This window comes from Alteromonas sp. CyTr2 (genome assembly GCF_947311905.1).
GTDB lineage: Bacteria > Pseudomonadota > Gammaproteobacteria > Enterobacterales > Alteromonadaceae > Alteromonas > Alteromonas macleodii.
The window spans coordinates 94,274-117,802 of the sequence record NZ_CAMZMZ010000001.1 but is presented as its reverse complement, the minus strand read 5'-3'; the positions used below and the strand labels follow the sequence as shown (position 1 = coordinate 117,802).

Sequence of the window (23,529 nt, the reverse complement as noted above, 5' to 3'; positions counted from 1 at the left end):
TTTTTTTCTCGATCGTTTTATCGTAAAAGGACGCAGTGTGGTTTTAAAAATTAAACGCCCCGTTAGAGAAGAGCCCAACGTTCAACACATGCTTGAGCGTATGCCGAAAAAAGTAGCTGACTCATTCTCTGATGAACAATTATCTCATTTAAATACTGCGCTTGCGGGAAGACGTTGGGGTAATCATAAAGTGGATGTTCGGGGCACCATTAGCCTCCTACGCAGCCGCTATTATTTCGTTCTGTTAGCTGGAACAGATAAACGAGATTTATCCAGAACTGAAAGTAGAATTGGCAGAATTGCTATGGCAGCAACTGTTGCGCTTTTTTTCAGCGTATCGTTAATACTTGGTTTGGTACTTCTTTATATCCTCAAAAGTTGGTTAGGAATAAACCTTTTCGAAGGATTTTCACTGGGGCTTTGGGACTGGTTGAAAGGAAAAAGTTAATTTCGGTCGTTTTTAGTCGTATGTCACGCAATTAGGTATACGCTTTTTGACAGGGTAACTCGAAGTATTCAACCAACGACACACTACTTCCTCTGCGCTATGCTTTTGGATAGCTTCTAAAACAAAACTTCTGCTAAGTGGATTTTGAATTCCTAAATCTAAATGGCGCTTTAATAGATCTTTCACTTTTACGTAATGCACTGAGCGTGCGGCGAACATGTCTAAGCCATAATCTACGATAAATTTGTGCACTATGGCATCTTGTGCTCCCACATCAACGGCACGCGTTACATAATCATAGAATGCACTATCTAATTCTCTCTGTTTCCACTTAACTGACGCTAGCCCTATCCAACTGCCGCTCCAATTCGGTCTTAGCTCTAGACTCTTTTCGTAGGCAGTAAAGGCTTGGTATAAATTTCTCTTCGAATCAAAAGCTGCTGTTTGAGTGTCGCTCGACACGCCGGCGTCACCCACACTATATGCTTTCCATTCATATAATTGCCCTTGTACTTGATAGTAGAGTGCGTTTTTCGGGAAATAACTAAGCGCTGTTTCTATTTTATTTAGAGCTCGCTCTATCTTCTCTGTGGTCGCACGCTCAGGCCTTTGCTGCCACATATCGATGTTATTCTTTACGCTATAGTATGCATTACCCGCAATAAAAAGCTGCACACTCCACACTAAACTCCATAACGCCATAAGCGCTACGATCCATTTAAGCGCTGTACTAAAAATTTGTTGGTTGTGAAAGCTAGCGAGATTAAACGCCTTCATTAAACACCTTGCCTAAGTGCTTTACCTATTATTTCACCAGGCTTGTTAATGAAAACGTCTTGAGCGAAGACCCTATCGAAGGCGGCGACAACGTCAAACGCATCTCTCATGTCATTAGGCCGTCGTACTAAATCATGGGTATCAGAGGCAACAACATGAAATGCTCTTCGCTGCATTAAACTTAATGCAAATTGTGCTACGTCGTCTCCAAATCGCCCCGTCAAAGCGCCAGCGGTAACTTGAAAGAAACACCCTTGTCGCTGAAGCCAGCTAAATTTAGTTGGCTCTGCTAACAACTCCCGATTTCGTTCTGGATGCGCTATAAGAGGTTGAACGTTATTTCTTAATAACCATTTAACTAGGGTCTCAAGCCCCTGGGGAACATGGCTATGAGGCATTTCAAGCAGAAGTATTTTTTTATCGCTTAGTTCACCTATGAATGGTAGCTCCCCTTGTTTGAACCAAACGGGAATAAGCTCATTCACTCTCACTTCAGCTGCATAAGAAAGTGTTAAAGGAATCGCCGCTGCTTTGACAGCTTTCACAAACTCATCAAATACAGGCTTTATCGTGCTGGGAGAATTGTCAAAGTAGCCTTTATGGATATGAGGCGTGCAAACCATGTGACTTACACCACAGTCAACAGCTTGCTGTGCCATTTCTAAGGCGATATCTAAAGACCTGGCACCGTCGTCGATGCCAGGCAATATATGGCTATGTATATCTATCAATAATTACTGTTAGCTGTCTTTATGACTCGTATAACCGTATTGGTCGTAGAATCCAGCATACCTTTGTGCTGCACCAGATTTACGTAAGTCTACTTGATTTAACACTACCCCATCAAGACGATGACCAACTTGAAGGAATCGAGACAAACCATTATTTATTAACTTCTCACTGGTACTGTCTGCACGAACTACGTATATTACAGAATCACATGAGTTTGCAATAACCATAGAGTCACTAACAGCTTGAGTTGGTGCAGTATCAACAACAACATATTTGTACTGGGTCTTAAGCTGGGCGATAAGTTCGCCGAAGCCTTTGTCAGCTAGCAATTCTTGTGGATTTGATGGGATAGTTCCTGCGGATAATATATCTATCTTAGATTCTTCATCCTGCACTAAGCATTCATCAAAAGTATGTGATTTTAAGATTAAGTTCGCAACACCGGGCTGGTAATTTGGAATGCCAAATTGCTTGCCAACGCTAGGACGACGTAAGTCGGCATCAATCAGTATGGTCTTATCCAGCTGCCCCAAGGCAAACGCTAAATTAATCGAAACGGTAGTTTTACCCTCTTTTGGCACGCTCGATGTAATCATTATGGCCTGCTGCTCTTTATCTAAATTCAATAATGATAGGCTAGTTCGCAGGGTACGAACCGACTCTGCAAATTGATGCTTTTTACCATCAAAGAAAGAACGAATTGGTAAGTCAGTCTTCTTCTTGTGTGGAAGCCATGGGATAAGACCTAACATACGCTGTCCAAGTTTACGCTCAACATCTTCTACCGAGCGAATACCGCTGTTTAGGGTTTCCATGGCAATAGCCAAGAAAACGCCAAAGCCCATACTAAAAACAAAAGCGGCACCTATTAACAGCTTTTTGTTAGGTTCTGAAGGCGTATATTTGGGTAACGCCGCGTCGAGCACTCGCGCATTTGCTGACTCAAAGCCGCCCAGCTCATCGGTTTCCTTCAAACGAGTAAAGAAAGAGTTGTAAAGCTGCTGATTAATATCAACTTCACGTTGCAGAGCTCGCCGCTGATTGTCTAACGCTGACAGCGAACGGAATTCTGCCTTTGCTTGCGCTACTTCTTGCTCTAGCTGCGCAACGCGGTCTTCCGACACTTCGTATTGCGTTGTAATACTCGTTATCAAATCTCTAATCTGACTACTCAGTGTTTCCCGAATAGAAGAGAGCTCTGCATTCGCAGCAATCATTCTAGGGTGTTTAGGGCCATAAACTTTACTCAGTTCGCTCACGCGCGTCATCGCCTTTGCTTCGTCACGTCGAACATCTCTGATGGTTGGGTGATTCAGTACTTCAGGAAGACGCGCTATGTCTTCTAACGATACATCGTTGCGCGTTTGTCTATAAATAACAGCATTCAGCTTAAGTGCGGTTTGCGCATCGAGTAATTGCTTGCTCAGCTGCTCTAGCTCATCGGCCGCTAAGCCTACTACACCATCTATATTAACAACTTGATTTTGTTCATAAAACTTAGCAAGATTGCGTTCAGCCACAGTAAGCTTTTGCTTGAGGCCTTCTAAGCTATCTGTAAGAAAAGACGTTGCTTTTGCAGTCATATCAAGCTTAGCCTGCAGATAGTTTTCAATGTATACGTCTGCAACTGCGTTAGCTAGTTCCGCTGAAAGTGTAGGTGATTCAGTAGTAATGGTTATTCTCATTACTTGCGTATTGTCGACCATTTCAACGGTAAGTGCGCTCATTAAGAGTGAAGTAGCTTTGCGCTTTTTAGCCGCTAAAATTTGCTCTTCAGTTAAATCTTTAGGCTCTTCCTGCGGAAGAAACGGTAAAGCTTCGACTATCCTAGCTTTTAGTTCATCGAATAGACTAGGGCCCTCATCAACTGGCATAAACTCTTCGTTATTATAAAGCGATAAGCTTTCAACCGTGCGTTCTGCAATTTGACGGGATTGCAGTATTTCAAATTGCGTTTGCATATAGTCCTTTCGCTTTGTATCAAGACCATATACTTCTTCTATTGAAACAACATTCGCCTTTTCTGCCTCTACCAAAATAGTTGTAGTAGAAGTGAACATGGGCGTCATACGCATGACTAACAATGCAACTAAGATCGTAAATGCAATTGCTAATGATACAATTCGAAATGCGTAACGCTTAATAATTCCCAAATAATGAGCAATGTCGATGGTCTCATTTTCAAACACACCAGCATTGAACTCTTCCCTGCCATTTACTGCCATTTTATTTCCTGCACGCTACGTAATTTAGAAGAAACGCTGATTGATGGTGATAATATCACCAGGCTGAATCATATCGCTCACGGTTACGGTGAATTCGTTTGTTCTGCCGTCCTTTTCACGAATTATGGTAATTTTGTCGCGGGCCGCTCGCTCTGTGTAACCGCCGGCTAATGCAGCCGCTTTATTAACAGAAAGGCCTGGTTGATATGGATAGCCGCCCGGCCTTTTCACTTCACCATCAATAAAGAAGGGCCTGTATTCAACGATAGCTACTGAGACAGAAGGGTTAACCAAATAATCCCCTAGCAAGCCATCATAAATTTTCTTTTCGACTTCATCGGCTGTTAAGCCAACCAATTTAATTTCTCCTAGGAATGGATAATTGATTGTACCGACATCAGGTAGACGTACTTCCATAGAAAGATCATCTTGGCCAAAAACACTGATTTTTATTCTGTCACCAGATCCAAGTTGATACTGACTCATGCTCAAGTTTCCTTCCTGAGCGAAGGCAGAGCTCGTAACAAAAATTAAAAATAAAAATACTGTTTTAATCATCAAATGTTGCTTCACAATGTAACCTCTGCGGAAATTCCTACAACATTTCGGTCATAGCCAATTGAATCGCGGTTACTTTCACGATCTGCCAACTGATAGAATAGGGAAAAAGACAAGTACCTACGAGCCTGGTAATTTAATGACGCCATGTAACGCATCAACTCGTCATCCCTATTTTCAATGCCATCTTCATCAAGAATGTACTCGTTTGTTTCACGCGTTATACTAATTGAAGAGCTTAACCGGCTTAGCCACTCGTGATTCCACGCCGCAGTGTAATCTCTACCTCTTATGAAATTACCTTCTCCGTTGGTTTCCCTAGTGTCTGCATTCGTAGAAAATCGAAACGTAGAATATGAAATAGGCTGCCACTCTATACCGACTTCCCAATCAGTTCCATAGAAAGTACTTCTCGTAGCGGCATCGAAATCTTTTTCTTTATAACCCACTTTTGCAAAGCCAGTAGTCGCTGCCGTAGATTCCCATCTAACACCAAGTAAAACTCGAGTTTCGTCACTATCTCTAGTTGTAATACCCGTCTGGTTGTCATACCTCACAAACGTTTGCGTTACATCGAGCAGTGCTGTTGTCGCAGAGCCAATACGATAACCCAATTCAGCGCCGACTTTGTTTTTTACCCGATCTCTAATCAAATAGGCTTGTTCACTTCGATCATAATCTAACGTCTCACGGTTTGCTTTTAGCGTTACTACTCCATCTGATGTAACAGCACCGTAGGAATACTCGCCGCCAAAAGAAGTACTTTTGTAACGGTCAGGTGTTGTGATGGCTGTACCTAGTCCTAAAGAAAAGCCAGTACCGCGCTCTTCATGTCCATCTTCGTATTGGGCAATTGCATTAACTCTATGCCTACTATTTAGTTCATATTCTCCTGATGCTTCAATAAAGTGGTCTGTATAGTCATCAGCGCTGCTTGAAAAAAATACACCTCTTTCTAAACGATAGCCTACTTGGAATGGATTGCCGTCAATCTGTGTAGCAGCAATTAACTCTGGAGAAATAGTCGCTCGCCAACTATAAATTTCAGGATCGTCATCTCGCGCATAAGCTACGTTGTCAACATACGCCATCGAAGACGTAAACGAAGGGATCAAATCAAATTGCCCAGCTTGAATTCGACCAGCCTCTTGGGCAAATAGAGTCGGTGTGGCGCAAATTACCGACATAGCTATTATGCTTTTGGTCCTTTTTAACATGTTATTTCCTTCCTACGATGGCTTGGGTGTATTAAAACGGTGCATTATTTCGATATAGCGCTTTCAAATACATCCTTACATAAACGCTATAAACCGCGAAACAGCCGGAATATGTGTAATTATTACAAACTAAACAAGGTGAATGCCTTAATAGTTCATGGATAATCAATGTCGAGCAATAGGCGTGCCGCTTTTGCTGTATTAGGCTCTGAACATTACTAGCGAACACATTGAAGCGAAAGTCAATTTGCTCTGTATTGTTTGACTCAACAGTCAGTTAACAAAGTACTGCAACTTATACCTAGATATTGTTGCATCTATATGTCCAAGGCTGCAAATGCAGTATATGCTATCTTATTTATATTGTTCATGAAAAGCGCTAGCGCCGTATTCTACTCATTTTGCACCAAATTAGTACGGAATGAACTTTGTTTTTGTAATAAAATTACAATATCCATATAATACGCTGTTGCTAGAGCACTTAAGCGTTAGACGTGAAAAATTTCAACGCGAATATAATCAGCACGTTGTGATTATTCATCTTACGCGCTTAAAAGTGGGCACAGTATTTGCCTAACTTCCATAAGTTGTCTTCGCTATTCTTCTTAATTCATGGCTTAGCTTGTTTTTGTTGTCGTTAGCTTTGGCTACAGGCTTCACTTTTTCACTTAGAGATTACTTAAATGGACAATAGAGTAGAATCTAACAAAGCACTTAAAGCTCACCCCGTTGAGTCTAATACTAATGGTGGTTTGGTAGTCAGGAACCAAAGTGGTTTTTCAACCATTTACAGACTCATCGATCTTTCGCTGGTAACGATTTTGTATTATTCAGCAGCAGCGTATTACGGTACCCAGATAGATACCACCAGCTTAATTCTTCTTTTTGTGAACGTTATTTGCTTTCAAATTTCTGCCGAAGGCGTTGAGTTATATCGGTCGTGGCGTGGGCACAGAACGCCTGAAATGCTAAGAGCGGCTGCAATCACATGGACATTGAGCGTTCTCGGTACCATGTCGATGGGGTACTTTTTCGTTCAAGAAATAAAAACGCCACCACCTGCAATATTGCTTTGGTTTGCATCTTCATTTGTCGTTTTGATTCTGTGGCGCTTTATTATGCGCAAGTTTCTCTTCCGCATTCGCAAAAGCGGCTTGAACACACGCCGTTCAATTATCATTGGCGCTACTCATTTAGGCGCGAATGTTGCTCTTCAGATACAACAGAACGAACATTTAGGTATTCGCTTTAACGGTATTTATGATGACCGTGAAGCAGAACGTCTCCCTCATGAGATGCAGGGCGCTGTGCTCGGCAACATTGAAGAAGCCATTGAAATGGCCAAGCGCAACGAAGTTGATTACATCTACATAGCATTGCCAATGAGTGCAGAAAATCGCATTCGTGCAATTCTTGAACAGTGCAGCGATACCACTGCTAACGTTTATGTAATTCCGAACTTCTTTATGTACAACTTGTTAAACGCTCGCTGGCAAACCGTGGGTAATGTACAGGCACTAAGTGTATATGATACCCCATTCCAAGGCGCCAGTGACGTATTGAAGCGGTTTGAAGATGTTGTATTAAGCAGTCTGATCTTAATGTTGATATCCGTTCCCATGTTAGCAATTGCGGCCGCAGTTAAGCTCACATCTAAAGGGCCAGTCATTTTCAAACAAAAGCGTTACGGATTAGATGGTAAACAAATTACGGTTTATAAATTCCGATCTATGACTACGCAAGACAACGGAGCAGTTGTTAAGCAAGCAACGAAAAACGATGCGCGTTTAACCAAAATAGGTGGTTTCTTAAGGCGCACATCGCTAGATGAACTACCTCAGTTTATCAATGTTCTGCAGGGTCGCATGTCAATTGTAGGCCCTCGCCCGCACGCGGTTGCTCACAATGAGGAATATCGTAAGATCATCACAGGTTACATGCTGCGACATAAAGTTAAGCCTGGTATTACGGGTTGGGCACAAGTGAATGGTTTGCGCGGTGAAACGGAAACCACGAACAAGATGGTACAGCGTGTAGAGTACGATTTAGACTATATACACCGCTGGTCAATTTGGTTCGATATTAAAATTGTATTCATGACTGTATTTAATGGATTTATTAACAAGAATGCATATTAGAGACTAGTGTGTAACAATCTGAAAAGGCGACTCTCACAGTGTCGCTTTTTTTGTGTCTGAAATACGCCATCCAAATGCACCACCACCGCGCTGAGCATTGGATTGTGGTATCGGGCAGTGCCAATGTGACTATTGATGACAATACTCAATTAGTAACAGAGAACGAATCTGTCTATATCCCAATCGGTGCAGTACACGCACTAGAAAACCCCGGAAAAATCCCTCTAGAGCTTATAGAGGTTCAATCGGGCGCATACCTTGGTGAAGATGATATAGTTAGGTTTTCAGACCGCTACGGGCGTGTAGAGAAAAAATAATAGCACTAAGTGCTAAGTTGCGAATATAAGCAGAGCTTTAGTTCTGCTTTTTTGTGCTTAAAATTCCACATGTAGAAGCCCCCCTACTCTTTTGTTCTTTGCGCATGAAAACCTAGAGTAACGCTAGAGAAGGCGCGCTTTTCTACAGATATTCAATAAATGGATATAAGAAGGGTGTGTTAAACAATGGACTAAAAAAGTCTAAAACAAAGTCTGAACACAAAAACGAAAAAAGGCGAGCATCCTGCTCGCCTTTTTCCGAAAGAACTTAAACTTAATTAGTTAATAATTAAGCTAATGCGCCTTTAGCCGCTTCGACTAGTGCGCTGAAAGCTGCTTTGTCATGTACTGCGATGTCGGCAAGGATCTTACGATCGATTTCAACAGACGCTTTCTTCAAACCGTTAATGAAACGGCTGTATGACATACCATTTTGACGAGCAGCAGCGTTAATACGTGCAATCCATAGTTGACGGAATTGACGCTTGCGCTGACGACGGTCACGGTAAGCATATTGACCAGCTTTAGTTACAGCTTGTACCGCTACGCGATATACACGTGAACGTGCGCCGTAATAACCTTTTGCCTGCTTGAGGACTTTTTTGTGACGAGCACGTGCGATAGTGCCGCGTTTTACTCTAGCCATTAATCAGTCTCCTAAGTCTTATACGTAAGGCAACATGCGCTGAACCAATTTGGTATCAGAGTCATGAACCAGTTTTTTGCCACGAAGGTGACGTTTACGCTTAGAGCTCTTCTTAGTCAGAATGTGACGTAAGTGAGACTGTTTGCTTTTAAAGCGGCCAGAACCCGTTTTCTTAAAACGTTTGGCGGCACCGCTTACAGTTTTCATTTTAGGCATTGCTAAAACTCCGCATTGTTTAATATCGGTATTTTTCGTGTTGCAGTCACTTCATACCGGTTAATGTTTAGCAGCAAGGTGTTTAAGGGTGCAGATTCCTTAAAACTTTAGACCGTTACTACTTCTTATTTGGGGCTAGCACCATGATCATCTGACGGCCTTCCACACGACGTGGGAAAGACTCGCATGTAGCGATATCTTCTAAATCGGTTTTAACGCGGTTTAGTAGATCGATACCGATGTCTTGGTGCGCCATTTCACGACCGCGGAAGCGGATCGTAACTTTGGCTTTATCACCACCTTCAAGAAAGCGACGCAGGTTGCGCAGTTTGACCTGGTAATCGCCTTCATCAGTGCCAGGGCGAAATTTAATCTCCTTGACCTGAATTTGCTTCTGTTTTTTCTTCTGCTCTTTTTGAGCTTTACTTTTTTCGAAGAGGAATTTGCCATAGTCCATAACTTTACAGACTGGCGGCTCGGCATTCGGACTGATTTCTACTAGATCTAGGCCCGCTTCTTCTGCGTTACGAGTAGCTTCTGCTAGAGAAACCACACCAACCTGTTCACCGTCTTTGCCAATTAATCTTACTTCTCTGGCTTTAATCTCATCGTTAATGCGGGCTTTGTCGCCCTGAGCCTTGTTGTTAGCGCCTTTAATGTGCTATTCCTCCAAACATTTAATTCTTTTGTCTGCTTTTGGGAGGTCGGTTGACCCAAAGTAAAACCAAAAGCAGACACCTTAATTGTGTATTATACACAATTTGCTCAACTACTTAATCGTCTTTTCAACAACTTCTTGTTGAGCCATGGCAATAAAGTCTTCCAGGCGCATTTTGCCTAGGTCGTCACCGCGACGAGAGCGTACTGCTACTTCGCCCGCTTCCATTTCTTTATCGCCCACAACTAGCATATACGGAATACGCTTCAAAGTGTGCTCGCGGATTTTAAAGCCGATCTTCTCATTTCGCAAGTCAGACTTTGCTCTAAAACCTAATTCTTGCAGTTTTTTTACACAATCTGAGGCATATTCAGCTTGTTTGTCGGTAATATTCATTACCACAACCTGCTGAGGAGCCAACCAGAGCGGGAAGAAACCTGCAAATTCTTCGGTCAAAATTCCAATGAAGCGTTCTAGTGAACCCAAAATAGCGCGGTGAATCATAACCGGCACTTTGCGTTCGCCATCTTCTGCTACATAAGTAGAGCCCAAGCGACCTGGCATTGAGAAATCTAGCTGTACGGTACCGCACTGCCATGCACGGTCTAAGCAATCGTGCAGCGTAAACTCAATTTTTGGTCCGTAGAACGCACCTTCTCCAGGCTGATAATCGAACTCGATATCATTGGCTTTAAGTGCATCTGCAAGCGCAGCTTCTGATTTATCCCAAATCTCGTCAGCACCTACGCGCTTTTCTGGGCGAGTAGACAGCTTAACTTTGATATTTTCGAAACCAAACGCAGCGTATGTCTCGTACACCATCTTAATACAGCCACTCACCTCTTCTAGGATCTGTTCTTCAGTACAGAAAATGTGAGCATCGTCTTGCGTAAAGCCACGAACTCGCATTAGGCCGTGTAGTGCGCCCGATGGTTCATTACGGTGACAGCAGCCAAACTCAGCCATACGAAGCGGCAGGTCGCGGTACGATTTCAAACCTTGGTTGAAAATTTGTACGTGGCCTGGGCAGTTCATTGGCTTAACGGCATATTCACGCTTTTCAGATTCAGTCGTAAACATGTTTTCAGCGTACTTGTCCCAGTGACCTGATTTTTCCCAAAGCGAGCGGTCCATCATTAATGGGCCTTTAACTTCGTCATAATCGTATTCACGAAGCTTCTTACGCACATAGCTTTCTAGCTCGGTGTAAATTGACCAACCGTCGTTGTGCCAAAACACCATACCCGGCGCTTCTTCTTGCCAATGGAAAAGGTTAAGTGCTTTACCAATTTTACGGTGGTCGCGCTTTTCAGCTTCTTCTAAGCGCTGTAGGTAAGATTTAAGCTGCTTTTTATCTGCCCACGCAGTACCGTAAATACGCTGAAGCATTTTGTTGTCGCTATCGCCACGCCAGTAAGCACCTGCCACTTTCATCAGTTTGAAGTGATGGCAGAACTTCATGTTTGGCACGTGAGGGCCACGACACATATCTGTGTATTCTTCGTGGTGATACAGTGCTGGGCGGTCGTCCTTGCTGATGTTCTCATCAAGAATTTCCATTTTGTAGCTTTCACCGCGCGCTTCAAATGCATCGCGTGCTTCTTGCCAGCTCACTTTGTTCTTAACCACGTCGTAATTAGTTTTAGCCAGTTCAAGCATACGCTTTTCTAGTTTGGCTAAATCTTCCTGGGTTAGGCTTTCTTCCATATCAACATCGTAGTAGAAACCGTTGTCGATAACTGGGCCGATAGCCATTTTGGTGTTAGGCCAAAGTTGTTTGATAGCGTGACCTAACAAGTGCGCGCAACTGTGACGAAGAATTTCTAAACCTTCATCGTCTTTTGCAGTAATAATTTGAAGTTGTGCGTCCGCGTCAATCATATCAACGGCGTCAACTAACTCACCGTTTACTTTTCCTGCAATGGTTGCTTTGGCTAAACCAGGGCCAATATCATTTGCAACATCTAGTACAGAAACAGCGTTATCGAAAGCGCGTTGGCTTCCATCAGGAAGGGTAATTACAGGCATTTTAATTCCTTTACAGTGGTGACGCCTACTCTGCGCCACATGCATATTTTTGAAAATTTAATCGTGCTTTATAGCACTCGAAACTTGCTTTATTTGAAGCAGCATAAAAATACAGCGCATTGGTACTGCAAAACTGCATACGCGTCGAACTTACTGAGTTTTCTCAGTATTAAAGCAAGTTGTGGATTATAACCAGTGTAGGGGCAACTTCAATATCGAAAAGCCTTTATTGGCTAATTTGTGAAGGTTTGATTTCGTTTAGGAAGATTTTGAGTTGTAATTTATGCATTTCACCGTTTTTATCCCATACTTTAGTGTAAGGCGATAAAGGTTGCTGGACTGGCTCTTCACTGGTGTTCTAGTGTGCCATAGGAAAGAGTCACTCAACACTCCAATCGCCTTGAAAAAAGCATTAAAACAAGCAGAGCGTGCAATATGTGGCATTTTATCAGCGAGCATATTTCAGATGAAACCCAGCAGTTTTTTAGCTGCCAAAAAGCCGAACGAGTAAGTGGCGGAGATACACACGAAAGTTACATCATAAAAGATACGACCCATCGCTACTTTGTTAAAACCCGCAAATATGATGATACTCAGCAATTATCTCATGAAGCCGAAGGACTAGCGGCCATCGCTAGCACGCAAACCATTGCTACCCCGCGAGTCATTTGCCATGGAATTACAGCCAATGAAACGCCTAATATGGAATATTTGGTACTTTCTCACGTTCGATTTATTGAACCTACTGATAATGACTATTTCATTTTAGGGCAGCAACTCGCTGCACTTCATGCGGTTAACGCCTACACAAGCTATGGATGGCCGCATGACAATTACATTGGTGCCAGTGTACAAACCAATGGAAGAATGGCGTCTTGGGCTGACTTTTTTGCAGAAAAACGGATTGGTAGCATGCTAGAACGCTTGGCATCAATTGGTACATGGAAAAGCGGAGATGGCAATATAGACGATATTGTTACTCGAGTAAGACATCTCTTGAGCTTACATCAACCCCACCCTTCACTACTTCATGGCGATTTGTGGGCGGGCAATGCAGGCTTTAATAAAAAAGGACCGGTGTTATTTGACCCCGCTGTGTATGTTGGCGATGCGGAAACCGACCTTGCCATGGCCGAATTGTTTGGTGGCTTTCCCCAATCATTCTTTGAGGGTTACCATCAACACACCCCAATTGAAAAAAATTACCGATTAAGAAAACCAATTTACCAGCTTTACCATATTTTAAATCACGGGTTATTATTCGGCGCGCATTACATTACGCAAGCCAAACAAATAATAGATGACATTTACACGCATTGATGTGACAAACAAATTCGCTTGCATTTGTTTACCATCAGCCGTTTTACCTGCGGATTAAGAAAGAAAGCACCGCAAACTGTAAATAGATATAAGTCGATTTAAAATAGAGAGTAGCTTTTATTATGACAAACTCAGGCCCTGTAGCACTCATTACCGGGGCAGCAAAGCGAATTGGCGCCGCCATGGCGTGTCAGCTTCATAGCGAAGGCTATCGCGTTATTATCCATTATGGGCATTCTAAAGACGAGGCACTTGCACTGGCTGAAAAGCTAAATAGTCAGCGGGAGGACTCTGCTACCTGTCTCCAAGCCAACCTTTGTAATTCAGACGAAGTAAGTGCACTTGGGCAACGAGCATTAGACATTTGGGGTCAGTTAGACGTTTTAGTAAATAATGCTTCTAGTTTTTACCCCACTCCAGTGGGCGAAATTTCAGAAGACGACTGGGTATCTCTGATAGGCAGTAACGTGAAGGGGCCATTGTTTTTGTCACAAGCATTGGCACCAGCATTAACGGTAAGTAAAGGCTGCATTATCAATATGGTCGACATGCATATCGACCGTCCACTCCCCAAACACAGTGTTTACCTCATTGCTAAATCCGGTCTTGCCTCACTAACCCAATCGTTAGCTATAGACTTAGCCCCCAACGTTCGCGTAAATGGTATTGCGCCAGGGGCAATTTTGTGGCCAGAACGGGAAATGGACGAGGACGAAAAAGACAAACTGATATCGAGTATTCCACTGGGTGAACTAGGTACACTAAATGATATTGCTAAAACATTGTCGTTCTTGGCATCGGCCCCTTACATCACTGGACAAATCATTTATGTCGATGGCGGGCGCGGACTTCATACTGGTGCCTCCGCGTGAATATTTCCCTAGTAAAACCATGGCCCCCAAAAGTTTCGCAACTAAGAAACGCTTGCCGCGCTGGTGTCATCAGCGTTGCCATGTTTGCTTTGCTAGGCTGTTTTGGCGGTAGTACCGTAAAGCAAAGCATTGACGATTACGCCGCACGACTCTCGCGTGTACTCGATACGCCCCTCCCCGATTCGTTTAACGATAAGATTACCACCCCGCTTCCCAAACTTGCAGACTCCGCCACGCTTAAACACACTATTGAGGGCGTGAGTATAAACCTGCGTGAGTTTTATGCGCTGCAAGATTGTGAGTTAGGCACAGTGGTTGCCGAACGCAATACGTCGCTAGGAAAAAGTCAGCTGCCATCACAGCGGCTTGTTTATGAGAGCAAGCTGCTTAATGTACTCAACAGCTGTGAAGCAGCGCTCACGAAAGAAAACGAGTCTAACCAGAGAAACGCGGCACTGGCAGCAACCATCGCATCGTGGCGTGAACAAAAGATACAAGACTACAGTAAAACGTGGGCAAACCTAGTCCAAGGGAGCCAAGAATTGCGTCTGGCGCTTAATACACCTGAACGTCTTTTCTCAGTTGAAAATAATAGAGATGCACTTTCTAGCGTAAACGCGCTTTATTACATCAACAGCTTAAGTAACAAAGAATTGCTCTTGAGCAATATGTATTCTTCCAATACAGCATCGAGCGATACAGAAACAGAGGCTACGAATGAAAATAATAGTGAGAGTATTATTGAGAGCAGCGAGCTTGAACAACAGTTAAAAATTATACGTTCAGCCAGGTTACCCGCTACACTTTGGCATACACAACAAACCTTAACGCAAAACCTCTCATTGCTTACGAATATGCTTGAAACCGAGCTTGATGCTGTAAGCTGCCCAGAAGGCCGCGCCAGCGACAAAGCAAAAATATTGCGTAATGTATTCTATCTTTTCTTTATTGAGGAAATACAACCTGTAGGAAGTTTGGTAAATCAATACCATTACAAACTAGCGCCATTATGGGAAGACTGGCTTGCGCAGCCGTCGCTGCACGAGGAATTCAAACGCTACATCAGGCAGCAGTCACAAGACGGATTCAATCAATACAGCAGCGTAATGAAAGCGCATGTCAACTTATGGCAAGGATTCCTTGGTAGATGTAATCTATCGCCCGTCGCGCCTATTTAATAGCGCGACGAGCAAATCCACCAGCCCAGCTTTTGCTGAACATCTCCTCACCTCTGGCTAGCTTTGCCGAAGCACGCTCAATTTGCACGGTTCCCTTCTAGATTTGAAAAGAGGGCAAATTACACATTCCAATAATCCTTCACATAACAAATGCTAAAGAATATTTTCTCCTGCTTCCGGGTCTCTCGACTTACGGGCCTGCTCTCGAATCTCATGGGCTTCGGAAGACACATCATCATTAATTTTCGAGTCTTGTGGACGCGTTGTTCCAGCCCCTTTAGCGCTTGACCTCTCGTTTCGATTTTCTGTGCCCTCTCCACTATTTTGTTCACTATCAAAACTTTTTACGTTCTTTTGTTCAGTCGTACTTTCACTTAACTCATTTGCTACGTTTTCTGAAGAGTTAGCGCTTGAAGCGTCTTTCTCGGAAGCGTGGTAAATATGCATACCCTCAGGGAAAATGCGCTCTCTCGCGTCATCAGGCATACTGATATTCGCCTCTAAGAAGGCTTGGGTGATTTTACGCATCAGCACCGACGCCATTTTTAGTACACTCGTTTTCTCTACATCCACCCAAAAATAAACCTTGATATTGTAGGTCGAGGGGCCTAATTCGTCGATGAGAATTTGCGGTTCAGGGTCGATTAACACGTTGTCTTGTGCTGACGTAATTTCTTGCGCCATCTGCTGTGCGTGTTGTATATCAGCATCGTAGCCAACGCCAATAACAAACTGACCACGCATTAGCGGGTTGGCCGTAAGGTTTTTGATTACCCCTTTGTAAATAGTCGCGTTAGGTATTTGAATATGGTTGCCGTCAAAATCCACCAGCGTTGTCGCACGTGCCGTTACTTTCTGAATGATGCCGGTGAAATCGTTGATTTGTACGATATCCCCTATCCTAAAGGGGCGTTGAATAGTAAGCAGTAGGCTTGAAATAAAGTTCTCGGCGATGTCGCGAAAGGCGAAACCAAGAATAAGCCCCACCACACCTGTACCACTCACCACCGCGATTGCAAACCCAGTGAGCCCAGCTAAGAACAAAAATAGATAAATACCGAGTAAAATTAAGACTAAACTGACACTTCTTTGAATGACTGAGCGCAGCAGTGGAGATGTGGTCGTACGGGTTAACGGTTTAACTAAAACCTTGGCAATATGTGGCGCTAAAAGGATAAACGCCGCCATGATAACTAAACCTAGCGCCAACCCCGGTAAACGATAAACAAAGTTCTCCCAAAGCTGAGAGAGTAGCGACTGTGCACTTGATAAACTGCTTATTGCGCCACCTTCGTCACTTTGTTGAAGCAAAGTTTGTATAAAAGGTTCGCTGTCGGTTTGCGAGAAAGGAAGCCTCGTTCGCTTATTTAAAATAGAGGGTTGTAATATTTGTTGCGCACTGAACATCACCTCACTCCTTGGCGTTCATGTGTTTCGGTTTTTAATATAAATAACTACGACGCGATAACTAAATAAGATCCCAGCCCGATGGTAAATAAAAAACTGCCCCATATAGCGTGTTCTATAACCACCACGGGCGTCGAGTTAGTTTGCATATACCTATAACCGAAAATGCCACCGCCAATCCAAGAAATGACTACAGCAATCCAGTTACCGTACACTAAGTGGGCTAAACCAAATAAAAAAGTACTTAAGGCCCACCTTGCATATTTCGAAGGCAGTATTCGCTTGTAACGGTGAAAAAAGTACGTTCGAAAAATGATCTCTTGCGGGATGACCGACACTAACGGATAAATCAATAATGTAGCTATCCACATCCATGGCTGGTTCATAGGCCAATGTAGGAACAATTCCGGTTTAAAAAAGTAAACTACCAGCGCCAGTAAGCTCGCCCAAGGCAAAAATAACCTTAGCGTACTTTTTAAATGCGTTCGATAGTCTTCCCAATGCCACAATTTAATGCGTTTAAATTGCTTATCTGCTAACAAGATAGCTAAGCAACAAAGTCCCATAACACCTAAAATAGGCATGAGATAATTTGCAAAATGCTTTATCCAGTAGAGAACGGCAAAGGGAATCACCACAAAGAGCAAGATCAATTCAGACCACAGCTTTGCCACAACTCACCTCTTTCTCTCGATCATGCTAGGTTCGCTGATCGATTCCCCAAACGTTTTTACTAACTAGAATCGATGCTAAACCAACAAGATAATTACCAACCGATGACACTTTTATGAATTTTTACGGTTTATGTCTATGAAAGTGTAGTGCCAATTTGCAAAGCATGAGTGATTAATTAAGTGCTACTTTAGCCCTATGCTTCACTACGCATTCGTAACTCTCTATATAGATAAGGTTTTTTAAGAGCAGTGGAAACTTGTAAGCGTTTTTTAGTAATGAGCAACAACGCTTATTATAGTGATCTACTTCAATAATCGGCTTCGAAAAACCTATTTTAAAGTACGTGAACGCGTTGAATTCAGGTAGTGTTTGTATATCGCACAAAAGTCGTGAAATAATTGCATAAGATGTATAAGGCGATACCAATGACAAAAAATAGCCCTAGCGACGTTTTACAGCAAATTGAAAATCACTATGCCTCTTTGTCCCCTTCGGGCAAGGCTATTGCGCATTATATTCAGCAGAATCCTATCGCAGTATTAAGTCAATCTACGTCTTTAATCGCAGAAAAAACGGGGACGTCAAAGGCCACAGTCAGTCGCTTCTTTCGCCAGCTGGGGTTTGACTCGCACCAGCAAGCTAAAGAGGCGCTTGTTCAGCTACGTGAGCAAGGCGTGCCTGTTGCAAGCCCTTCAAGTGGTGTACTTCAGCATGAGAATGATAGTAAGAATTTGGCCAATACATTTGATAGCACTTCCTCAGAGGCGTTGACAGAAATTGCTAAATTGCTGGCATCAGCAGGCCAGGTCACCTTGATTGGTTTTAGAAACGCCTACCCCATTGCACTTCATTTTAGGCAGCAACTCAAACAAATTCGTGCGTCGGTCCGTGTGCTTCCCCAGCCCGGTCAAACACTTAGTGAAGATATTATCGACCTAACCGAAAATGATCTTGTCGTACTTTTTGGTTTTCGTCGTAGAACCCGACAATTCAAGTTTGTTTTAAATAGCATTAAACACTGTAAAACCGTATTAATTACCGATCCAACGGGGCAAGGATATCGTCACGATGTCGACCACCTGCTGGTTACCCACATTGGCAGTGACTCGCCTTTTGATAGTTACGCGGCTCCAATGAGCCTGGTTGCATCACTGTGTAACCTTACCTACGAAGTATTAGGAAGCCAGGCCGCAGACCGCGTCGACGCTATTACTGACATCTACATTCAAATGGATGAACTAGAAAGTCCAAAGCGTTAACCCTTCCCACAAAACACTTTTTAAGCAATACTATAAAGAGAGCGGATAGCAGAGAATTGTTATTTTGCAAGCGTAAAGGGAACTAAAGCGCTTAAAAATGGGTATAAGTATTAATTCACAACGCTTATTTTGGGTTTTAATGCATAAAAACGTACCTGTTAATTTAATTTCACTGCTAAAAGCGTGTGGTTGGAGTTGATATGGATAAAACGCAAGTAGTCATGGAAGAAGCTAACGGTGTGCTAGACTTTTGGTTTGGAGAACTCTCCCCAGAGCAATGGTTTAAGGAAGATGCAGCACTAGATAAAACGATCACTTCGCGATTTTCAAAATTGCGCGCAGCAGCCATAAAGGGCGAGTTGTGGCCTTGGCGAGCGACGGCTACCGGTCGTCTTGCCGAAATAATTCTTCTCGATCAATTCTCGCGAAATATTCATCGCAATGACAAAGATGCATTCAGTGCAGACAGCATTGCTTTGGTTCTTGCGCAAGAAGCGGTAAGTGTTGAAGCCGATAAAGTACTTACACCGCAGCAGCGCGCGTTTCTGTATATGCCGTTTATGCATAGTGAATCACTCGCAATCCACGACGTCGCATTGGAACTATTTTCACAAGAAGGCCTTGAAAGAGAATTCACCTTTGAAAAGCGCCATCAACAGATAATTGAAATGTTTGGCCGCTACCCCCACCGCAACCGAGCTTTAGGGCGCGAGTCGACACCAGAAGAAGTTGCATACCTGAAGCAAAACCCCCAAGGTTTCTAGCAACTTATCTAGTTTTTTAACGATTTACTCAGCGCTTTACCAATTATGTAACTCACAGAGAATAATGTACGTACTAAAATGCCCAATGAAGTAACGTTCGTTTCTCTTGACTTTTTAATGAAACAGTTGTTTCATTAATCTAAAGACGAATAAAGAAACAATAACGAATAAGTAACGCGCTGTGAGCTCTCCTTTTGTACTGAAGCCCTGTGATGCCAAGTTCACACAGGCAATTAAAAACCTAGAAATCGCATTCAGTCTTGACGGTAGTGTTAAAGATGACGCATTTTCGGCGTCAGGAAAAGCGCTGAATCAGGCAAAAAGTCAAAGTAAATTGCCGCTTAGCGGACTAGGTCTGGCAGTAAAAGATTTGTTTCACATTGAAGGATTGCCAACCGCAGCAGGAAATCCTGATTGGTTAGCCACACACGCGATTCCGAAAAACACCAATCGTTGCGTAGCAAAGATGCTTCAAGCGGGTGCCGTGTTCAAAGGTAAAACCATTACTGATGAGCTTGCCTACAGTTTACACGGGCAGAATAAGCACTATGAAACACTGGTTAACCCGGCGGCTCCGGCTCATATACCTGGTGGCTCTTCATCAGGTTCAGCGGTGGCTGTTAGCGCACACCTTGCCGACATAGGGCTTGGCACCGACACCGGCGGCTCTATTCGCGTACCGTCTAGCTATCAAGGGTTATGGGGGCTTCGCACCACGCACGGCGTTGTGGCCTGCGACAATATGGTGGCACTTGCTCCGTCGTTTGATACCGTGGGCTGGATGACACGCGACCTAAACACGCTGACTAAGGTTGCCAATGTCTGCATAGATAGCGCAACACAAAGTGAAATATCAGGTTCGCCTCGATTTGGCATAGCAGCGCATTTATTTGAGCAGGCCGCTCACAAATCGCTGTGCAAAACATGGCTTGCAGCGCTGGCTGATAACAACGACTGTATTGTATTGTCAGAGACACAGCTAGATTTAAAAACCTTACAAACTGCCGCTACCTTTCGTACCTTACAGGGCAATGAAATATGGCAGCAACATGGCGAATGGATTGAATACACTCAACCCGATATCGCCAAAGATATAATGTTGCGCTTGAATTGGTGTAAAACCATAACAACGCAAGAAGTAGAGCAAGCTATAGCGCAACAATCTGTGGTAATCAATCATTTAAACACGCTGTTTGAAGAAATAGATGTATTGATTATTCCCACGACACCCGGTGTAGCACCTCAATGTGATGCCGATGAAACAACGCTGGCAAATGATAGAAACGCTCTGCTCGCACTCACGGCGATAGCTGGGCTTGCGGGATTACCCCAACTTCATTTGCCGTTGTTTACCCTACACAACGCCCCATGCGGATTGTCGCTAGTGGGCAAAAAAGGCAACGATCTTGCACTTCTCGCGTTAGCAAAAAAGCTAACCACTCGCTAAACGTGTAAAGCGCGCCTGTTTTTTTAAGTTGCACTTAAAAAAAGCATTAGCGCCCTGTCGCATTCAAGTTGAAACTAGAAAGCGGAAGTAAGACTTAAGCGCCCGTCATTTTGCCTGATTTGGGCTTAACCTGACTGCGCGGTTGCCAAGTTTTTGAAGGAATTAAAAATGAGTGAAAAACCAAATATAGCGTTTACTGCCCCTCACTTTGCGGCATCGCAAGTGGGCTTAAACATATTAGAAAAAGGCGGCACCGCTATTGAAGCTATGGTAGCTGCGGCGGCCTCTATCGCGGTTGAATATCCGCACATGAATGGCATGGGCGGTGATGGATTTTGGCTAATCAGTGAGCCTGGTAAAAAGCCGATTGGCATTGATGCATCTGGCGTAGCAGCAAAGGGCGCGACACCTTCTTTCTACGAGGGTAGCGATGCCATACCTAGTCGAGGCGGAAAGTCAGCATTAACCATGGCAGGTGCTGTTGCCGGTTGGCAAGCCGCGCTCGAAATAAGCCACAAGTGGCAAAGCGGTTTACCGTTAACTACGTTGTTCGATACTGCTATTAGCCAAGCTAACTGGGGGATTGAAGTTACCCAAAGTTTGGTGGATGCCAGCAACAAAACCTTTGACGAGCTAAGTGCGGATGAAAACTTCGCTCAGTTTTTGATTAAGGGGAAAGCCCTTAAAAAAGGTAAAATTTTAAAGCTAACAAAGCTCTCTGAAACTTTGAAGCATTTAGCAGAAAAAGGATTAGATGATTTTTACCACGGTGAGTTAGCTTCACAGCTGGCTGAAGACTTAGAAGCCGCCGGCTCCCCTATTCGTCTTGAAGATTTTAACAATTACAAAGCGACAATTGTTGAGCCATTGTCAGTGTCCACCAGCAAAGGCAAGCTTTATAACTTGCCGGCGCCCACACAAGGTGTGGCGTCGCTCATTATTTTAGCCCTGTACGACAAAGTTCAGCATTTAGAGAGCACCGATGCTGACATGGTGCATTTACTTATCGAGTGCACAAAACAAGCTTTTATTGCGCGCAACGCGAACGTTACCGACCCGTCTCGTACGCCCGTTAACTTACAAAGCCTGTTAAGTGATGATGTACTTGATGAAATGGTGAAGTACATTTCTTTAGATAAAGCACTTCCTTGGCCCCATGAAGCCAAGCACGGCGATACTATTTGGATGGGTTGCTGCGACTCTGAAGGTCGAATGGTGAGCTATATACAGTCGCTATATTGGGAGTTCGGCTCGGGCGTAGTGAGCCCGCAAACAGGCATTGTGTGGAACAACCGTGGCACTTCGTTTTCACTCGATCCAAACAGTAACCAATATTTGGCGCCAGGCTTAAAACCATTTCACACACTTAACCCCGCTTTCGCTGAGCTTGTTGACGGTCGACGCATGAGCTACGGCACCATGGGTGGTGAAGGTCAGCCTCAAACCCAAGCGGCGCTGTTTGCTCGTCATGTGTACCACGACCAACCTATCGCCAAGGCTATTTCCCTAGGCCGTTGGCTACTTGGTAGAACATGGGGCGATCAGAGTCACAATTTAAAAGCAGAGCGAGATTTAGTTGAGTATGTGGGTGAGAGCTTACTGGCACGGGGCCACGATATGGTGACGGTAGATCCTTGCAACGAACTCATGGGTCATGCTGGTGCAATTATTCGCGACACAGAAGGTACGGTTAGCGGCGCAAGCGACCCAAGAAGTGACGGCAAAGCCTACTTTGGACATCGCTAGTTTATTCCCAGTGGCTAAGACGCAGCACTGAAAAATAGTTAAACCAACAAACGTTAAAGAGAAAGAAATCACATGCAGTTTTTAATGGATAACCTAACGGTTATATTATCGCTAGCAGGAACAGGCGTGTTCGCAGGCATACTAGCAGGAATGCTTGGCGTAGGTGGCGGTATTGTCATCGTGCCGGTACTGTTTTTCTTGTTCCAAGCCCTCGGTGTGTCCCCTGAGAGCGCAATGGTTATAGCCACGGCAACGTCTCTGGCAACCATCGTCCCTACTTCAGTAAGCTCTATTCGTGCTCATCACAGTAAAGGCAATGTAGACTTTGCATTGCTAAAAGCGTGGGCAGTATTCATTCTAATTGGCGTGCTTGCCGGAAGCTATGCGGTGACGGCGGTTAACCCGACGTTCCTTACCTTACTGTTTGGCATTATTGCAACCTTGTCTGCCATTAATATGCTCATTGGCAAGAAAGACGCGCTATTTAAAGGGCTACCGGGCCGCGCGGGTCAGTCGATTATGGCAACCTGCATTGGGCTATTCAGTTCTATGGTAGGCATTGGTGGCGGTACGTTAACCGTGCCGACTCTCACATTTTGTAACTACCCAGCACACAAAGCGGTGGGCACCGCTGCTGCAGTCGGTTTAATTATTTCGCTTCCAGCGGCGCTTACGCTGCTATTTGTTGGTACCACTCCTGTTGATGCGCCCTTCGCTACGTACGGCTATGTAAACTTGCTGGGGTTTGTCTGCATCGTTCCGCTCACCGTGTTATTTGCGCCTGTCGGTGCAAGCATAGCCAATAAGCTAGACGCTGGCTTACTTAAGAAAATTTTCGCCGTTGTTCTCATCATCACTGGCTTGCGCATGCTAGCGCAAGTGCTTATCTAGGAGTGCCCAC

General features: G+C 43.9%; 21 protein-coding genes and 1 pseudogene. 11 read left to right on the top strand and 11 right to left on the bottom strand.

The window, feature by feature from the left end:
- Nucleotides 1-37: 37 nt before the first annotated feature.
- Nucleotides 38-448, top strand: coding sequence for a hypothetical protein (locus QME20_RS00530; RefSeq protein ID WP_039230069.1), 411 nt, complete (start codon nucleotides 38-40; stop codon nucleotides 446-448).
- 12 nt (nucleotides 449-460) lie between these two features.
- On the opposite strand, the gene QME20_RS00525 is transcribed toward QME20_RS00530, so the two are convergent.
- The 5 genes from QME20_RS00525 to QME20_RS00505 are packed head-to-tail and all read right to left on the bottom strand — an operon-like array spanning nucleotide 461 to nucleotide 5,957.
- Entirely contained in the window at nucleotides 461-1,225 is a 765-nt protein-coding gene (locus QME20_RS00525) for a VpsP family polysaccharide biosynthesis protein (protein ID WP_281715226.1), read from the bottom strand.
- Nucleotides 1,225-1,956 carry a CpsB/CapC family capsule biosynthesis tyrosine phosphatase gene (locus QME20_RS00520; protein WP_049586453.1) on the bottom strand — a complete coding sequence of 244 codons (732 nt, stop codon included), beginning with the start codon at nucleotides 1,954-1,956 and terminating at the stop codon, nucleotides 1,225-1,227. Before QME20_RS00520 ends, QME20_RS00525 begins: the two co-directional genes overlap by 1 nt.
- A gap of 9 nt (nucleotides 1,957-1,965) precedes the next feature.
- Complete coding sequence (locus tag QME20_RS00515) at nucleotides 1,966-4,182, bottom strand: polysaccharide biosynthesis tyrosine autokinase (RefSeq protein ID WP_281715225.1); 2,217 nt, start codon at nucleotides 4,180-4,182, stop codon at nucleotides 1,966-1,968.
- A 24-nt stretch (nucleotides 4,183-4,206) separates the two neighbouring features.
- Entirely contained in the window at nucleotides 4,207-4,743 is a 537-nt protein-coding gene (locus QME20_RS00510; RefSeq protein WP_230598732.1) for a polysaccharide biosynthesis/export family protein, read from the bottom strand.
- 8 nt (nucleotides 4,744-4,751) lie between these two features.
- The gene (locus tag QME20_RS00505) at nucleotides 4,752-5,957 is read right to left on the bottom strand and encodes an outer membrane beta-barrel protein (RefSeq protein WP_049586449.1); all 1,206 of its coding nucleotides are present in this window, start codon (nucleotides 5,955-5,957) and stop codon (nucleotides 4,752-4,754) included.
- A 683-nt stretch (nucleotides 5,958-6,640) separates the two neighbouring features.
- On the opposite strand from QME20_RS00505, the gene QME20_RS00500 reads away from it, so the two are divergent.
- Nucleotides 6,641-8,095, top strand: a complete 1,455-nt coding sequence (locus QME20_RS00500) for an undecaprenyl-phosphate glucose phosphotransferase (protein WP_014949101.1) — start codon at nucleotides 6,641-6,643, stop codon at nucleotides 8,093-8,095.
- A 65-nt stretch (nucleotides 8,096-8,160) separates the two neighbouring features.
- Nucleotides 8,161-8,412 (top strand): annotated as a pseudogene (locus tag QME20_RS00495) (cupin domain-containing protein); the annotation flags it as partial.
- Between the two features lie 289 nt (nucleotides 8,413-8,701).
- On the opposite strand, the gene rplT reads toward QME20_RS00495, so the two are convergent.
- The 4 genes from rplT to thrS all read right to left on the bottom strand — a co-directional run bounded on the left by rplT (nucleotide 8,702) and on the right by thrS (nucleotide 11,960).
- Nucleotides 8,702-9,058 (bottom strand): 50S ribosomal protein L20, encoded by a 357-nt coding sequence (gene rplT / locus QME20_RS00490; RefSeq protein WP_012518092.1) that lies wholly within the window; start codon nucleotides 9,056-9,058, stop codon nucleotides 8,702-8,704.
- Nucleotides 9,059-9,076: 18 nt separating this feature from the next.
- Entirely contained in the window at nucleotides 9,077-9,274 is a 198-nt protein-coding gene (gene rpmI, locus QME20_RS00485) for a 50S ribosomal protein L35 (RefSeq protein ID WP_012518091.1), read from the bottom strand.
- Between the two features lie 118 nt (nucleotides 9,275-9,392).
- Nucleotides 9,393-9,932: a translation initiation factor IF-3 gene (gene infC / locus QME20_RS00480; RefSeq protein ID WP_071814473.1), complete on the bottom strand. Its 540-nt coding sequence runs from the start codon at nucleotides 9,930-9,932 to the stop codon at nucleotides 9,393-9,395.
- A gap of 111 nt (nucleotides 9,933-10,043) precedes the next feature.
- Nucleotides 10,044-11,960: a threonine--tRNA ligase gene (thrS, locus tag QME20_RS00475; RefSeq protein WP_014976220.1), complete on the bottom strand. Its 1,917-nt coding sequence runs from the start codon at nucleotides 11,958-11,960 to the stop codon at nucleotides 10,044-10,046.
- Between the two features lie 435 nt (nucleotides 11,961-12,395).
- Here thrS and QME20_RS00470 point away from each other — a divergent pair, with 435 nt between their 5' ends.
- The 3 genes from QME20_RS00470 (at nucleotide 12,396) to QME20_RS00460 (ending at nucleotide 15,330) form a co-directional block, all read left to right on the top strand.
- Nucleotides 12,396-13,280 carry a fructosamine kinase family protein gene (locus QME20_RS00470; RefSeq protein ID WP_281715224.1) on the top strand — a complete coding sequence of 295 codons (885 nt, stop codon included), beginning with the start codon at nucleotides 12,396-12,398 and terminating at the stop codon, nucleotides 13,278-13,280.
- A 122-nt stretch (nucleotides 13,281-13,402) separates the two neighbouring features.
- Nucleotides 13,403-14,152, top strand: a complete 750-nt coding sequence (locus QME20_RS00465) for a pteridine reductase (protein ID WP_281715223.1) — start codon at nucleotides 13,403-13,405, stop codon at nucleotides 14,150-14,152.
- Between the two features lie 80 nt (nucleotides 14,153-14,232).
- A complete protein-coding gene (locus tag QME20_RS00460) occupies nucleotides 14,233-15,330 on the top strand; it encodes a DUF3080 family protein (protein WP_348648715.1) in 1,098 nt (365 codons plus the stop codon).
- A gap of 153 nt (nucleotides 15,331-15,483) precedes the next feature.
- Here the strand turns inward: QME20_RS00460 and QME20_RS00455 are convergent, their stop codons facing one another.
- Nucleotides 15,484-16,737, bottom strand: coding sequence for a mechanosensitive ion channel family protein (locus QME20_RS00455; protein ID WP_281715221.1), 1,254 nt, complete (start codon nucleotides 16,735-16,737; stop codon nucleotides 15,484-15,486).
- A gap of 47 nt (nucleotides 16,738-16,784) precedes the next feature.
- Nucleotides 16,785-17,411 (bottom strand): CPBP family intramembrane glutamic endopeptidase, encoded by a 627-nt coding sequence (locus QME20_RS00450; protein ID WP_101564128.1) that lies wholly within the window; start codon nucleotides 17,409-17,411, stop codon nucleotides 16,785-16,787.
- Nucleotides 17,412-17,837: 426 nt separating this feature from the next.
- Between QME20_RS00450 and QME20_RS00445 the strand changes: the two genes are divergently transcribed.
- The 5 genes from QME20_RS00445 (at nucleotide 17,838) to QME20_RS00425 (ending at nucleotide 23,519) form a co-directional block, all read left to right on the top strand.
- Nucleotides 17,838-18,671, top strand: coding sequence for a MurR/RpiR family transcriptional regulator (locus QME20_RS00445; RefSeq protein ID WP_281715220.1), 834 nt, complete (start codon nucleotides 17,838-17,840; stop codon nucleotides 18,669-18,671).
- 200 nt (nucleotides 18,672-18,871) lie between these two features.
- The gene (locus QME20_RS00440) at nucleotides 18,872-19,435 is read left to right on the top strand and encodes a DUF924 family protein (RefSeq protein ID WP_239259631.1); all 564 of its coding nucleotides are present in this window, start codon (nucleotides 18,872-18,874) and stop codon (nucleotides 19,433-19,435) included.
- 181 nt (nucleotides 19,436-19,616) lie between these two features.
- Complete coding sequence (locus QME20_RS00435; RefSeq protein ID WP_281715219.1) at nucleotides 19,617-20,882, top strand: amidase; 1,266 nt, start codon at nucleotides 19,617-19,619, stop codon at nucleotides 20,880-20,882.
- 168 nt (nucleotides 20,883-21,050) lie between these two features.
- A complete protein-coding gene (locus QME20_RS00430) occupies nucleotides 21,051-22,628 on the top strand; it encodes a gamma-glutamyltransferase family protein (protein WP_281715218.1) in 1,578 nt (525 codons plus the stop codon).
- Nucleotides 22,629-22,700: 72 nt separating this feature from the next.
- Nucleotides 22,701-23,519 carry a sulfite exporter TauE/SafE family protein gene (locus QME20_RS00425; protein ID WP_014949089.1) on the top strand — a complete coding sequence of 273 codons (819 nt, stop codon included), beginning with the start codon at nucleotides 22,701-22,703 and terminating at the stop codon, nucleotides 23,517-23,519.
- Nucleotides 23,520-23,529 lie beyond the last annotated feature (10 nt).

Coding starts and splice junctions, on each gene's coding strand:
- QME20_RS00500 (WP_014949101.1), top strand. CDS start 6,641: ATGGACAATAGAGTAGAATCTAACAAAGCACTTAAAGCTCACCCCGTT.
- QME20_RS00525 (WP_281715226.1), bottom strand. CDS start 1,225: ATGAAGGCGTTTAATCTCGCTAGCTTTCACAACCAACAAATTTTTAGT.
- QME20_RS00445 (WP_281715220.1), top strand. CDS start 17,838: ATGACAAAAAATAGCCCTAGCGACGTTTTACAGCAAATTGAAAATCAC.
- rplT (WP_012518092.1), bottom strand. CDS start 9,058: ATGGCTAGAGTAAAACGCGGCACTATCGCACGTGCTCGTCACAAAAAA.
- QME20_RS00425 (WP_014949089.1), top strand. CDS start 22,701: ATGCAGTTTTTAATGGATAACCTAACGGTTATATTATCGCTAGCAGGA.
- QME20_RS00440 (WP_239259631.1), top strand. CDS start 18,872: ATGGATAAAACGCAAGTAGTCATGGAAGAAGCTAACGGTGTGCTAGAC.
- QME20_RS00470 (WP_281715224.1), top strand. CDS start 12,396: ATGTGGCATTTTATCAGCGAGCATATTTCAGATGAAACCCAGCAGTTT.
- QME20_RS00455 (WP_281715221.1), bottom strand. CDS start 16,737: ATGTTCAGTGCGCAACAAATATTACAACCCTCTATTTTAAATAAGCGA.
- QME20_RS00515 (WP_281715225.1), bottom strand. CDS start 4,182: ATGGCAGTAAATGGCAGGGAAGAGTTCAATGCTGGTGTGTTTGAAAAT.
- rpmI (WP_012518091.1), bottom strand. CDS start 9,274: ATGCCTAAAATGAAAACTGTAAGCGGTGCCGCCAAACGTTTTAAGAAA.
- thrS (WP_014976220.1), bottom strand. CDS start 11,960: ATGCCTGTAATTACCCTTCCTGATGGAAGCCAACGCGCTTTCGATAAC.
- QME20_RS00460 (WP_348648715.1), top strand. CDS start 14,233: ATGTTTGCTTTGCTAGGCTGTTTTGGCGGTAGTACCGTAAAGCAAAGC.
- QME20_RS00465 (WP_281715223.1), top strand. CDS start 13,403: ATGACAAACTCAGGCCCTGTAGCACTCATTACCGGGGCAGCAAAGCGA.
- QME20_RS00430 (WP_281715218.1), top strand. CDS start 21,051: ATGAGTGAAAAACCAAATATAGCGTTTACTGCCCCTCACTTTGCGGCA.
- QME20_RS00505 (WP_049586449.1), bottom strand. CDS start 5,957: ATGTTAAAAAGGACCAAAAGCATAATAGCTATGTCGGTAATTTGCGCC.